The sequence below is a fragment of the Streptomyces sp. NPDC002133 genome (assembly GCF_040296405.1).
Classification (GTDB): domain Bacteria; phylum Actinomycetota; class Actinomycetes; order Streptomycetales; family Streptomycetaceae; genus Streptomyces.
The window spans coordinates 1-13,005 of sequence record NZ_JBEOXF010000036.1; the positions used below are offsets into that span (position 1 = coordinate 1).

Annotated in this window: 11 protein-coding genes and 3 pseudogenes; 10 read left to right on the forward strand and 4 right to left on the reverse strand. The window is 69.7% G+C overall.

What is annotated here, in order from left to right:
* Nucleotides 1-107: 107 nt before the first annotated feature.
* The 10 genes and pseudogenes from ABT078_RS27590 to ABT078_RS27635 all read left to right on the forward strand — a co-directional run.
* A pseudogene (locus ABT078_RS27590) lies at nucleotides 108-1,172 on the forward strand (serine hydrolase domain-containing protein); the annotation flags it as partial.
* 73 nt (nucleotides 1,173-1,245) lie between these two features.
* Nucleotides 1,246-1,705, forward strand: a pseudogene (locus ABT078_RS27595) (diadenosine tetraphosphate hydrolase); the annotation flags it as partial.
* Between the two features lie 198 nt (nucleotides 1,706-1,903).
* Entirely contained in the window at nucleotides 1,904-2,389 is a 486-nt protein-coding gene (locus ABT078_RS27600; RefSeq protein WP_351232413.1) for a DUF2975 domain-containing protein, read from the forward strand.
* Complete coding sequence (locus ABT078_RS27605; RefSeq protein ID WP_057613216.1) at nucleotides 2,389-2,610, forward strand: helix-turn-helix domain-containing protein; 222 nt, start codon at nucleotides 2,389-2,391, stop codon at nucleotides 2,608-2,610. The genes ABT078_RS27600 and ABT078_RS27605 overlap by 1 nt, the downstream gene beginning before the upstream one ends.
* A gap of 524 nt (nucleotides 2,611-3,134) precedes the next feature.
* Nucleotides 3,135-3,641: an ISAs1 family transposase gene (locus ABT078_RS27610; RefSeq protein WP_351232287.1), complete on the forward strand. Its 507-nt coding sequence runs from the start codon at nucleotides 3,135-3,137 to the stop codon at nucleotides 3,639-3,641.
* 63 nt (nucleotides 3,642-3,704) lie between these two features.
* Nucleotides 3,705-6,017, forward strand: a complete 2,313-nt coding sequence (locus ABT078_RS27615; protein ID WP_351232289.1) for an ATP-binding protein — start codon at nucleotides 3,705-3,707, stop codon at nucleotides 6,015-6,017.
* Nucleotides 6,018-6,190: 173 nt separating this feature from the next.
* Complete coding sequence (locus ABT078_RS27620) at nucleotides 6,191-6,673, forward strand: hypothetical protein (RefSeq protein ID WP_351232291.1); 483 nt, start codon at nucleotides 6,191-6,193, stop codon at nucleotides 6,671-6,673.
* 74 nt (nucleotides 6,674-6,747) lie between these two features.
* A complete protein-coding gene (locus ABT078_RS27625; protein WP_351232293.1) occupies nucleotides 6,748-7,986 on the forward strand; it encodes a serine hydrolase domain-containing protein in 1,239 nt (412 codons plus the stop codon).
* A gap of 86 nt (nucleotides 7,987-8,072) precedes the next feature.
* The gene (locus ABT078_RS27630) at nucleotides 8,073-8,486 is read left to right on the forward strand and encodes a hypothetical protein (RefSeq protein ID WP_351232295.1); all 414 of its coding nucleotides are present in this window, start codon (nucleotides 8,073-8,075) and stop codon (nucleotides 8,484-8,486) included.
* A gap of 109 nt (nucleotides 8,487-8,595) precedes the next feature.
* A complete protein-coding gene (locus tag ABT078_RS27635; RefSeq protein WP_351232297.1) occupies nucleotides 8,596-8,796 on the forward strand; it encodes a hypothetical protein in 201 nt (66 codons plus the stop codon).
* Nucleotides 8,797-9,078: 282 nt separating this feature from the next.
* Here ABT078_RS27635 and ABT078_RS27640 read toward each other — a convergent pair whose 3' ends face one another.
* From ABT078_RS27640 to ABT078_RS27655, 4 genes and pseudogenes are all read right to left on the reverse strand, one after another.
* The gene (locus tag ABT078_RS27640) at nucleotides 9,079-9,528 is read right to left on the reverse strand and encodes a hypothetical protein (protein ID WP_502981355.1); all 450 of its coding nucleotides are present in this window, start codon (nucleotides 9,526-9,528) and stop codon (nucleotides 9,079-9,081) included.
* 165 nt (nucleotides 9,529-9,693) lie between these two features.
* Nucleotides 9,694-10,701, reverse strand: a complete 1,008-nt coding sequence (locus tag ABT078_RS27645) for a 5'-nucleotidase (protein WP_351232301.1) — start codon at nucleotides 10,699-10,701, stop codon at nucleotides 9,694-9,696.
* Between the two features lie 194 nt (nucleotides 10,702-10,895).
* The gene (locus ABT078_RS27650) at nucleotides 10,896-11,723 is read right to left on the reverse strand and encodes a class I SAM-dependent methyltransferase (protein ID WP_351232303.1); all 828 of its coding nucleotides are present in this window, start codon (nucleotides 11,721-11,723) and stop codon (nucleotides 10,896-10,898) included.
* Nucleotides 11,724-11,998: 275 nt separating this feature from the next.
* Nucleotides 11,999-12,975, reverse strand: a pseudogene (locus tag ABT078_RS27655) (transposase).
* Between the last annotated feature and the right edge of the window lie 30 nt (nucleotides 12,976-13,005).

Below are 13,005 nucleotides of genomic sequence, written 5' to 3' on the forward strand. Positions count from 1 at the left end.
CCCCGGGCGGGGCCGGCGCCCCCCCCGCCCCCCGCCCCCCCCCCCCGGCCCCCCCCCCCCCCGGGGGCCCGGGGGGGGGGGGGGGGCCCCGCCCCCCCCCCCGCGACCGGATCGAGGTCCAGGCCGTCGGCTCGGTCGGCACCGACCGCAGCGCGCCGATGACCAGAGATTCGATCTTCCGCATCGCCTCGGTCACCAAGCCGATCACCGCCGCAGCGCTCATGATGCTGATCGACGACGGCCGGATCGCGCTGGACGATCCGGTCGGGCAATGGCTACCGGAGCTGGCCTCACCGAGCGTCGTCCGTACGCCGACCGGCCCCGTCGACGACGTGGTCCCGGCGGCGCGGCCCATCACCGTGCTCGATCTGCTCACCTCCCGCGCCGGGTACGGCTTCCCCTCCGACTTCTCGCTCCCGGCCGTCGCGCCGCTGTTCGGCGAGCTGAAGCAGGGACCTCCACAGCCCCGGCTCGTACCGCCGCCCGACGAGTGGATGGCACGACTCTCCCGCATCCCGCTGCTGCACCAGCCGGGCGATGCCTGGCTGTACAACACCACATCCGACATCCAGGGTGTGCTGATCGCCAGGGTCGCCGGCCGTCCCCTGCCCGACTTCCTCACGGAACGGATCTTCGAGCCACTCGGCATGGCCGACACCGCATTCGCCGTACCGGCCGACAAGCTCGACCGGCTCACCAGCTACTACCGGACCGATCCGACAGCTGGCCTCGAACTCGTCGACGCCCCCGACGGCCAGTGGAGCGAGCCCCCCGCCTTCCCGTCCGGTGCCGGCGGCCTGGTCTCCACCGTCGACGACTGCTTCGCCTTCTACGGGATGCTGCTCGCCGGCGGGACCGTGGCCGGCCGCCGCCTGCTCACCCCCGGGTCCGTACGCCGGATGACGACCGACCACCTGACCCCAGCCCAGCGCAAGGCGAGCGGCCTGTTCCTCGAGGGCATGGGCTGGGGCTTCGGCGGCTCGGTCGACGTCGAACCCCTCGAGCCCTGGAACGTCCCAGGCCGCTACGGCTGGGTCGGCGGCACCGGCACGGCCGCGTACCTCACCCCGTCGACGGGCGCGCTCACGATCGTACTCAGCCAACTGGAGATGGCTGGACCGAGCTTCCCGGCGCTGATGCGGGACGTCTGGGGGTACGCGGCGGGGGCATGAGTCGAGGCGTGATGCCTGGCCGCTGGGGCCCGGACCGCCAGTGCCGGTTGCCCCTTTCGGATACGTTCCCGCGATGGCTGACGACTGGCGCGCGGACCGGATCGGCAGTGCACTGCGCGGTGAGAACTTTGCGGTGCGCAGACGCCTGGATGCGGGTTTCGCGGTCATCGGGGACGTCCAGTTCTTGCCGGGCTGCACGGTGCTCCTCGTGGAGCCGGGTGTGAAAAGCCCTGTCCGACCTGCCGAGGGCCAAGCGAGCTGTCTTCCTGTCCGACATGCACCGCCTCGGCGAGGCCGTCGAGCGTGCCTGCCGCAGGCTGGATCCCGCGTTCCAGCAAGTGAATCTGGAGATCCTCGGCAACAGGGACGCATTCCCGCATACGCACGTGTGGCCGCGGTTCGACGGGGAGCCCGCCGACTTGGTGGGCAGGCCGGTGTAGCTCTGTCCGCACGGCAGATGGAGCGAGGAGCAATTCGCTCTCGGGCCGGAGCACGACGTGCTGCGAGAGGCGATCGGCGGCGAACTGGACCAGGGCTTCGGCGTAGTCGGGTGGCGTCCGGTTTGTGCTCGAGCGAGGCCGACTTCGACAAGATCAAAACGGTTCGCGCAACCGCCATGCCATGGGAGGGGGCGGCGGCGTCCCGTCACGGTGCGAACCCGCCGCCTCAGCTCTTGCTTCACCTATCGAAATTCGATAGGTTCCCATCGTAACTCGATGGAAGGATGGGTCGTGGGGAAGCTGACAGTGCATGCGCTGCGCGCCGTGCTCGTGGTGGTGCTCGCCGGCACCGTGTTCGTACAGGCATTGATGGTGTGGGCGTTGGCCACCGACCCGGAGGACGGGTCACTCCCGCTGACCCCGCTGCGCGTGATCACGATCCTGGGCATGGCCTCGGCCCAGGTCGCCCTGGTCTGCGTATGGCGGCTGGTGACGATGGTGCGACGCGGAACCGTGTTCTCCGACACCGCCTTCCGGTACGTGGACGTCGTGATCGGCGCGATCGTGGCGGCTGCCCTCGTGTGGTTCGCAGTCACGGCCCTCAATGCGCCGGGCCAGCGCGACGACCCGGGCGTCACCGTCATCATGGGCGGGGTTGGCGTGGCCATCCTGGGGGTCGCGCTCATCGTGCTCGTGCTGCGGATGCTGCTCGCCCAGGCCGTCGCGCGCGACGTCGAAGCGGCGCAGATGCAGGCTGAGTTGGACGAGGTGATCTGATGCCGATCGCCGTCGACATCGACGTGATGCTGGCCAGGCGGAAGATGTCCGTGGGCGAGCTCGCGGACCGCGTAGGGATCACGCCCGCCAACCTGGCGGTGCTCAAGAACGGCCGCGCCAAGGCGGTGCGCTTCGCGACGCTCGCGGCGCTCTGCGAGGTGCTCAAGTGCCAGCCGGGCGACCTGCTGCGCTGGGAGGCCGAGGACGCCGCCGGCGAATGACGTGCCCCAGGGCGGACGTGAAAGCGCCTGGCACCACCGGACCCGTGACACGGCACGTGGACCGCATGGACGTGAATCGCCGATCACCCGCAGCACCGTCCCGACACTGTTGGGCAGATTCCGGTTGACCTGCACCGCACCGTCCCTGTCGACGATCGCGACCTGCGAACGTGCCCCCACCGCAAGCCCCGTCCTCCCAGCGCGGAAGGGCGGGGTTCGTCGTTGGGCGGGCAGCCAGGGCTTCGACATAGCCGCTTGATGCCCGATCATGACGAACTGTCAGTTCGACGGGGTTCCGGGAACGTGACAGCCACGGGCTTCCAAGATCATGGAGTTCTCGACGCCCCGTGATCCGAGTGGAGGACCTGCACCTGCCGACGCATCACCGCCGATCCCGCGTGCCTTTGACCAACTCCGCGAGCATCCCGGGGCCGTGCCCGAGGGGACTTCGGGCCTGCTGCAGCGACTGGCCGAGGTGCCCGGACCCTCGCGACCCGCGCGGCGTACGACACGCTCTGGTCGTCGTGCTCGCGCTGACCGCGTGCGCGGTTCTGGCTGGAGCGATCTCGCTGCTGGTGGTGGGTGAGTGGATCACCGACGCCCCGCCGTCCGTCCTGGAGCGCCTTGGCGTACGGCCCGATCCGCTGTCCCCGAAGCGGTGCCTGCCGGCGGAGGCGACGGTGCGGCGGCTGCTGGGCCGCATCGACGGCGACGCGTTGGACCGGGCGGTGAGCCGTCGGCTGGCCGACCGGCGCGCTGGGGCCGACGGTCAGCTGCACGCAGTGGCGGTCGACGGCAAGACCCTGCGCGGAGCGGCCAGGGTCACGGGCCGCAAGATTCATCTGCTCGCCACCTGTGACCACCTCTCCGGCCTGGCCCTGGCCCAACTCGACGTAGGCGAGAAGACCAACGAGATCACCTGCTTCCAGCCTCTGCTGGAGACCCTCGCCGACCTGGCGGGCGTGGTCGTGACCAGCGACGCCATGCACACCCAGCGCGAGCACGCCAGCTACCTGCTCAGCCGAGGCTGACCTGCCTCAGCCCACGTCACTCGATCTAGGATCAGAGCGTGAAGCTGGAGGAGGCTGGCAAGCGTGGAAGAGGAGTTGGCAGTACAGCTACGGCAGCTGCGCGATCTGACCGGGCGGAGTCTGCGGGAGCTGGCACGTGACGTCCACGGCAGCAGTTCCTCGCTGTCGCGCTACTTCTCCGGCCAGGCCGTTCCCCCCTGGCCGATGGTGGTTGCGCTGTGCAAGGCGGCCGGTCGAGACCCGAGGCCGATGCGGGAGGTCTGGGAGCGGGCCAAGGACAAGCCACAGACGTACGCCGCCGCCCCTGCGCCGGTGCGCAACGACCTGCCGCACGACATCACCGCCTTCACCGGGCGCCGCGCGGAACTGGCCGCCCTGCTCGGCGCCGCGCGGAGCACGACGATGGTGGCGATCGACGGCATGGGCGGGGTGGGCAAGACCGCGCTGGCCGTACACGGCGCGCATCTGCTGACCGCCGACTTCCCCGGCGGCCAGCTCTATCTGGACCTGCACGGGTTCACTCCGGGCCGGGAGCCGGTGGAGCCTGTGGAGGCGCTGCGGGTGCTGCTGGCCGCGCTCGGGTTGCCGCCCGGCAGGATGCCCGACGGCCTTGCCGAGCGGGCGGCGCTGTGGCGGTCGGAGCTGGCGGCGCGGCGCGCGATCGTGCTGCTGGACAACGCCGCCGACGCCGGTCACGTGCGCGATCTGCTCCCCGGCGCCGGCCAGAGCTTCGTGGTGATCACCAGCCGTCGGCGGATGGTGGAGCTGGACGGCGTCCGGCCGATCTCGCTGGATGTCCTGCCGGCCCAGGAGGCGGCGGAGCTGTTCGTCCAATCCGCGGGCGGGGCCCGGCCTGGTGATGTCGGCGAGGTGCTGCGCCGCTGCGGGAACCTGCCGCTGGCCATCCGGGTGGCAGCCGCGCGTCTGCGGCACCGGCCCGCGTGGACGCTCGACACCCTGGTGGAACGGCTGCGCGAGGGCGAGCTGGCGGTGTCGGACGTGTTCGAGATGTCACTGCGGCAGCTCGACCCCGCCCAGCGGCGGATGTTCCGGCTGCTGGGCCTGGCTTCGGGCACTGACATCTGCGTGTACGGCGCCGCCGCGCTGGCCGGCATCCCGTTGAGCAACGCCCGGGGGTTGCTGGAGGAGTTGGTCGACGCGCATCTGATCCAGGAACCGACGGCGCACCGCTACCGGCTCCACGATCTGCTGCGGCAGGCGGCTCGCGCCGACGACGCCGAGCCGGACGGGGTGGAGGCGATCGCCAGGCTGGCCGATTACTACCTGAGCGGCCTGCTGGCAGCGGACCGGGCACTGCTGCACGAGACCGCACCGCTGCCGCTCACGATCACCTATCCGCCGGAATTCGTCCCGGAGATGGATAGCACGGCGGACGCACTCGCCTGGCTGGATCTCGAATGGCCCAACATCGAGGCGGTGTTCGCCCTGGCCGCCGAGATGCGGCTGGAGACCTCCGTGATCGGGCTCGCGCAGACCGCCGACGTCTACTTCATGCGGCGCGGTGGTCTCGGTCGCTGGGAGCACATGATCGACGCCGCGCTGTCCACCGCGGAACGCCTGGACGACCGCCGGTCGCTGATCTGGTTGCGATACCACCGCGGTCTCGCCCGGCAGCGCGGCGGCCGGCCGGCCGAAGCCCTGCCGGAATTCGAGGCGGTGCGGGCGTTGATGGCGGAAGTCGGCGATGTCTACGTCGAGTTCGAGGTGCTGGCACAGCTGTCGGAGCTACGCATGAAGGCTGGCGACTTCGAAGGCGCCATCGACCTGCTGCGCCAGGGCGCCGTGATCTTGCCGGAAGGGGAGGACTTCGATGTCTACCGGGTACTGACAAAGGCCCGCACGGGCATGGCACTGGTCCGGCTCGCACGCTACGAGCAGGCGCGGGAGTCCGCTCTGTCGGTGATCCAGACAACTCGCGCGCGCGGCGACCTGCAACTCGAACGCATGTGCCTGGACGTGCTGGCCTCCGCCGCTCTCGGGCTCGGCGACGCCCAATCCGCGCTGGAACTGTCCCAGCAGGCGGTGGCGCACAGCCGGGCGACCGGTCACCAGATCTTCGAAGCGGTCAGCCTGACCGACGCCGCCGTGGCCACCCGGCACCTCGGCCGACTCGCGGAGGCGCTGACCCTGCACGAAGAGGCGCACCGGATCACCGAGGCGACCGGGGAGCAGCAGTACGCCATCGGCGTGCTGATCTCGTACGGCGAGACGTGCCGACTCGCCGGTGACCCCGTCGTGGCGCAGCGGCACCTCCGCAGCGCTCTCGACCTTGCCATCGCGCTCGACATGCCCGCTTTCGCCGACGAAGCCCGCCGGAACCTCCACCTGCTGGGGGACAGCGAGCACGTCACCTGACCCAGGCGTATTGAGCCTGCCTGGGGTGTCCCGTCCCGTCCCGGGACACCCGCGCAACGCCGGTCCGATGGAGTATCGACGCAGGTCAGCCGGGTATCGGTGAAGGGTCCCGCCGTCCCGTGAGACGTGGCATGGCTTGTCCCGGGGCTGACCGGCGGGCGAGGCTCCTCGCCATGCACACCACGTCTCCCCTGCTGGCCGAGCTGGACGCGCTGCCCGCCCGGTGGGAAGTGAAAGGGACACTCGCCGCGCCCGTAACGGCGGTCGCCGCGCTGCTGCTCGCCGTCGCCGAGGGGCGGGTGGGCGATGACAACCTGCTGGTACTGGCCAGGGCTTCGACGGCACGGCAGGGTGCGATGACCGTCGTGGCCGGGTCCGCCGTGGGCGCCTACCGCGCCGAACTCGCCGGGCCGGTGGAGCCGGTGGACATCCAGGTGGACCGGGCCCGGTCCCGGATGGCGGTGCGGAGCTGGTACGCAGGAGTGCACGCCGTCACCGCCTGCCCCGCAGGCACTCGGGTGACCCATCGCGTCCACCGGGTTCTCCCCGACCATCCGGGGTTCGCGGCCGGGATCGCCGAGATCGGCCTGCGGGCCCGCATGTCACGCGATCTGCGGCACGTGCTGGGGGTGATCTCCGACCGGCTCGGCTGCTGACAGTCCGCTTCCCCCTCAAGACCGGGACGCCCGAGTGGGAGATCCCGTCCGTTCGATCAAAGGAGCACACAATCATGTCCCTCGCCCTCGCCGACCAGCCCGGCGGCTTCTCCAAAACAGGGCTGCAAAGAGTGCGCGACGTGCTGGCACGGCATGTCGATTCCGGAAAGATCCCCGGGGTCGTCGCGCTGTTCAGCAGGGGCGACGAGACACACGTCGAAGAGCTCGGGACGATGCGCCGGGACGGTGGCGAGCCGATGCGCCGGGACACGATCTTCCGGATGGCCTCGACGTCCAAACCGGCCTCGGTCGCGGCGGCGATGGTCCTGCTCGACGAGTGCCGGCTGCGCCTGGACGACCCGGTGCAGGAGTGGCTGCCCGAACTCGCCGAACGGCAGGTGCTGAAGCGGATCGACGGCCCGCTGGACGACACCGTGCCGGCGCGGCGGCCGATCACCGTACGGGACGTGCTGACCTCCACATTCGGACTCGGCATGGATATGACGTCGATCGGCACTCCGGTCATGAACGCGGTCTTCGAGCAAGGGCTCACGCCCAATCTGCCGACGCCGATGCCCGAGCCGGACGAGTGGATCCGCCGCCTGGGCGAGCTGCCGCTGATGCACCAGCCCGGCGAGCGCTGGCAGTACCACATCGCCAGCGACCTGCTCGGCGTGCTCGTCGCCCGGGTCACCGGCCAGTCGTTCGAGGACTTCCTGTGCGAGCGCATCTTCAACCCGCTGGGCATGAAGGACACCGGTTTCCACGTGCCCGCCGACCAGATCCACCGGCTGCCGCCGCTGTATGCCCCCGACCCGCAGACAGGCGAGTTTGTCGTGTGGGACGAGGCCGAAGAGGGGCGCCACAGCACCCCTCCGGCCTTCCAGGGCGGTGGCGGCGGCCTGAACTCCACCGTGGACGACTACCACGCCTACTTCCGGATGCTGCTGCGCGGCGGCATGCACGGCAGCGAACGGATCCTGTCCCGGGCCGCCGTCGAGCTGATGACCACGAACCGCCTGACACCCGAACAACGAGCCATTCGCCAGGAGTTGGCCACCGACAACGTGCACATCTCCTTCGGCCAGGGCCAGCACGGCGGCTGGGGCTTCGGGATGGCCGTGCGCACCTATCGCGGCGATTACGCGCCCATCGGCCAGTTCGGCTGGGACGGCGGAAGCGGCACCTCGACCTACGCCGACCCGGTCAACAACCTCACCGGCATCCTGCTCACCCAGGTCGGAGCGTCCGTCCCGAACCCGGTACACCTCATGCACGACTTCTGGACCACGCTCTACCAGGCCATCGACTGACACCGAGCCCACCGAGGGTGAGATCCCCTCGGTGGGCACCCCGACCCGATCGACCAGCCCCCTTTCGTTCCAAGGAGCACACAGCCATGTCCCTCACCCTCACCGACCAGGACAAGACCACTTTGCGCAGTGCCGCGTACGGCGCCGTCACGCTGCTGGCCGCCGCGGACGCCGCCGGCTCGCCCCACAAGGTCGCCACCCACGGCAGCATCGCCCTGGCCTCTGCGACCGGTCCGGTCGGGCACCTGCTCGCCGAGAAGTCCAAGGTCGGAAACCTGAATGGCAAGTCCGTGGCGGAACTCGCCGACCAGGTGCTGCCGTCCCTGACCGCGGCGGTGAGCCTGTTGCAGCAGCAGGATCCGCCAGAGGCGGACAACTTCCGCAGCATCGTCCGCGTCGCCCTCGAAGCAGCCACCCGAGCCCACAAGGGCGAGCCCAGCCCCACCACGGCCGAGATAACCCGCAAGATCTTCGAAGCCCTCGACGTCAGGCGGGCATGACAAGGGTCTGTACGGTACTTGGTTTATCGGCGGTATCCGGGGAGGCCCCCGATGGCCGATCACCAAGCGAGCCACGCGACTTACCCGAGGACCTGAGCCTACCGAGGTCGTGCTGCACGACCAGCTCGACACTCAGTTGGTCCGTCGGCTGACCGACCGCGTCCGCTCCGAAGGCCTGTCGTTGACCGGGGCCGACGGGCTGCGGCGGCAACTGGCCGAGCTGGTACCGAAGTCGGCCCTGGAGGGCGAGGTAGAGGGCGAGCTGGACGGCTCAGGGCGTCCGCTTGGTCTCGTGCTTCCGTGCCAGTGAGGCGTTACGACCCCTCGGTTCCGAGGTTTCCGGCCTTGATGGTGGCCCGCAGGGTGGTGCAGGCGTCAGCCACACGCTCGATGATGTGCAACGCGGGGTCACGCGGCCTGACGGTAGCTTGCCGCCGGTCCTGCGATGCGGGCACCGAAGGGGACGGACGTTGAGCGCGCCGACGACGTGCTTGGCAAGCAGCCGGTGCTGCGGTCGCCGGGGTCTCAGTCGGGAGTGGCGAGGATCGGCTCGATGGTGTGTCGTCGTCTGTACACGGTGTCTCGCAATCGCCTACCGGCGGGCGCTCTTGGCGCCGGAGCGGGGGCGTAGCGCCATGAGGCTCCACCCTGCGGCCGCCGCCAGCGCGACGGCGGCCATCAGGGCCAGCATGGGCCACTCGGGGCGCCAGCCAAGCGACAGCCGGGTTCCGAGCCAGGTGACGCCGGAGGCGATCGTCTCCGGTGCGTGGACCGGCACTCTGGCGGCGGCAGCCCGCAGCACGGCGGCCGCGGCGAGACCGATCGCGGTCCAGGCGGCCAGATAGGGCAGGAGAGGGCCAGGGGCGGCGCTGGGCAGGCCGTACTCCTCGGGACCGATGCGGAACAGGCCAGTCCACCAACCGAGTCCGACACCGAGAGCGGTGACAGCCACCACCCACACGGCATGACGCCAGAGCGGACCGGGCCTGATCTCTTCCGAGTCGTCAGGGGTGTCGTATGCGGTCGGGCCGAGGTCGTCGATCATGTCCGGAAGGACGCCGCCGGGGCGCTCCGGGTTGCCTGCCCCGCGGGGGGCGGACGGCGGGACGGGCTCACCGGCCAGACCTCGGCGCGGAGGAATCCGGGGTTGTGCATCCCGAACGCCATCAGGGTCGGTACAGGCAACACCGGGATGGGGGCCAGGTGCTCATTCACCTCGGAGAGCGCTCGGACTGTCTTGTTGCCGAGCCATGGCAGGGGATTCGGGCTGGTGTTCTGAGCCGGCCTGCTCGTTGAGCTTTCCGAAGGGCACGTGCACGCTCGGCGTCGTCTGCGAGGTGCTCGCCAGGTGCCCTTGCTGGTCGTCGAAGAAGATGTGCGGCTTGAGGACTTTCATGATCTCGCCCTTGTTGATCCCGCCGAGGAAGAACGCGTCGTTGACCGTCACCCCCCACCGCTTCAGGCTCATCACTGCCCGCTCGTGCGCGGGGGCGGCGCGCGCAGTGACGAGGGAAACATGGAGACGGATCCGGTAGTCGGCGTTCATCTGGCGTTCCGTCTCCTCTCGCCGCTGGATTCGGTTGATGTTGGCCAGAAACTCCTTCAACGGCCCCGCGTCGTGCGGGACGGCGGCGTTCGTCACCTCGTGGGTGCGGAATTCCTCCATCCCGCCTGTCTGATACACCTGCTCCGATGCGTCGGTGGCCAGGACCCCGTCGAAGTCGAAGGAGATCCGCAGGTCGCGGTCCTCAGTGTCGTCCTCATGCGGCGCGCCCAGGACGTGGCCTGCGGGCAATCCCGCCAGGACAGCCTCGCGAACATCACGCTCGTTCGCCGACAGGAACAGCGACATGTTGAGTGCCGGCATGAATTTGTGCGGCGACCGGCCCTGCATGAAAACGGCCCGGCTTATCGACAGACCGTGCGCCTGTATGGACCTCATGACGCGAAGTCCGGTGTCGGGGTCGTTACGGGACAAAACGATGACCTCGACCAGAGGGTCACCCTCCTTGCCCAGGTCGTTCAGCGACAACAGTCGGCGGATGAACGGGAACGCGACGCCGGGACGGAGCGTTTCGTCCAGATGCTCTTCCTGGTAGGCGCGGTAGCTCTCTTCGCCCTGCTCCCGGAACACGGCGTCCGACTCCGTCAGGTCGAAAAGAGCGCTGGAGGCGATTCCGATGACAAGCCGGTCCGCTAGCTCGTAGACGGCCACAGCAACCCCTTTGATCAGACCATTCGCGTCCTCCCCATCATCGCGCCGGCCAGCCAGTCTGCTGGTCCCCTCGCGCCTTCATGTACGTGCTCTGCGGGTGGTGTTCTGCCAGCAGGCGCCCGTGAGCGTCTCGACCGCGGGCGCAGCGGATGGCGGCTGGCCGCCCCGATCGGAGACGCTGATGGTCCCTCGTCTCACTCGGCGCGCCGTCCGACACGCAGGACGCTCAGATAACGGCGTGATGCTCGGTCGCCCATCCGCGTGCGGATGCGCTCGGCGATGGCGTCGAGCAGGGGCTCACGGGCGTCGCCGTCGAGCCTTCGATAGAGCGACGTCGAGCGAAGGAGATCGGCAAAGCCGTCCCCGTTCAACCACTGAACGGTCGGATACCAGCGCACGATCGTTGGGCCGAACAATCCTCCGGGATCGTCGACCAGGCCCCAACCCTCCTCGGTGGTGCGTACCTCGTCCTCCAGCGGTGGATGACCCCAACCGGGGTTCCCGGGACAGAACCGCTCGTGGAGATCGGCGGTCTCGGCGTAGACCTCCGGCTCTCCCGGCCTGCGGACAACGACGTTGCCGAGCAGCGCCATCCAACCTCCGGGGTAGAGCACGTCGTACGCTCGCTGCCAGCCAATCGACGGATCGACCCAGTGCCACGACGACGCAGCCACGAGGGCATCGAAGCGCCGGCCGCGGTCGTCCCACTCCTCAAACGGCGACGTCTCGACTTCGACGTTGCGGAAGGTGGCGATCCGTTGGCGAGCGAGTGCGGCCATCCCTGCGCCCGGCTCGACGGCCGTCACCGAGCAGCCGAGCGCTGCCAGCGAGCGCGTCGCCTGACCGGTACCGCAGCCCACCTCCAACACCGAAGACCTTTCGTCCATGCCGGTGATGGCGCCAAGTTCCGCGAACAGTTCGTCGGGGTATCCCGGGCGGACCCGGTCGTAGAGCTCCGGCACCTCGTTGAACACTCGGCCGAGGTCGTGTCGATTCGGGGGCATCTTCGGATCGTCGGTCACGAACGCAAGCTATGGGCCCGTCCACGGAGACACCACTGGTTTCCCGGCAGCCGCTGACGCGCTGCCTCCGATGGTTCAGAGAAGCTTGTGTCAGATGCTCACTCCTTCGACCAGATCCGGCCCAGCGGGCACGACTTGCCGACATCCGCGACAACCTGCTCGCCCGCATCGCCGAGGCCGAACGCGAAGGCTGGCTCGGCGAGGTCGAAGGACTAACGACTGGGTCGGCGATTGAGATTGGGGCGTGCTCGCTTGGCGCTTCGACTGGTGGGTGATCAGCAGGCGGCCTGCCGGGCGAGCACCAGTTCGGTGCTGTGTGCGGGCCGGGTGGCTCGGCGAGCAGCGCGGTCGGAGACCAGGCCGGCGATGGCGCGGTGGGTTTCGGCGTAGGCGTCGCGGCGTTCGGTGTAGCGCTGCAGCGGCCGCCACTGGCGCATCTCGGCGTTGGCATGCTCGACGACGATGCGGCGAGAGGACTGGCGACGGCGCATCTCGCGCCAGGCCCGCCTCTCGCCCTCCGGCGCGTCGTCCTTGGGCTTCTTCGGCGGGGCGCTGACCTGGTCGGGAACTCGTTGGCCAGGCCACGGTAGCCCTCGTCGACCTCGGCATTCACCGTCGGGTGCAGGTGGAACTGCTCGGCGATGCCCTCGGTGCGCACTGCGGACTGGTCGTGCATGCGCCCTGGCCGGTCGGCCCCGTTCCACAGGGTGCGGCCCTGGCTGTCGCTGATGGTGGTGGTCTTGATGGTGTTCTGCTTCTTCTTGCCGGAGACGAAAGCGCGGCGCCCGGGCCGGTGCGCTGCCGGGCGGCGGACTTGGGTTTTCATGCCGTCGATGCGCAGGGTGACGCCTTCGGCCTCGGCGTAGGCGAACACGTCGGCCAGGGTGTGCAGCCGCAACCCGGGCCGGTCGGGGACGGCGAAGCCGCGCCGGGCGAGCAAGGGGCGGATCTCGCCGATCGCCTCGCTGACCGTGGAGCGGCCCACGCCGTACAGCTCGGCCAGCGCGGCATGCGGCAGATGCGTCCGCAGGTGAACCAGGGTGAGCACGACCCGGTCGGTGAAGACCAGCTCCTGCTTGGGCCCGGCACCCGCCGCTCTCAGCCGCTCATGGCCACGCCGCTCGTGCAGCTCCGCTTCGCGCAGAGCGCACCACGGCTCGGCCAACTCCTCGATCAAATCGCCGAGATGTTGGCGGGAGATGCCGGTGAAGGCAGGGTGGGACAAGGCCGCGCGGGCCCACTTCTTGGTCACACCTGAAGAACCCGCGCGGCCGTCTTCACG

Excerpts from the sequence above, each read along its gene's own strand:
- ABT078_RS27605 (WP_057613216.1), top strand. The coding sequence starts at position 2,389 with ATGCCGATCGCCGTCGACATCGACGTGATGCTGGCCAGGCGGAAGATG.
- ABT078_RS27620 (WP_351232291.1), top strand. The coding sequence starts at position 6,191 with ATGCACACCACGTCTCCCCTGCTGGCCGAGCTGGACGCGCTGCCCGCC.
- ABT078_RS27625 (WP_351232293.1), top strand. The coding sequence starts at position 6,748 with ATGTCCCTCGCCCTCGCCGACCAGCCCGGCGGCTTCTCCAAAACAGGG.
- ABT078_RS27630 (WP_351232295.1), top strand. The coding sequence starts at position 8,073 with ATGTCCCTCACCCTCACCGACCAGGACAAGACCACTTTGCGCAGTGCC.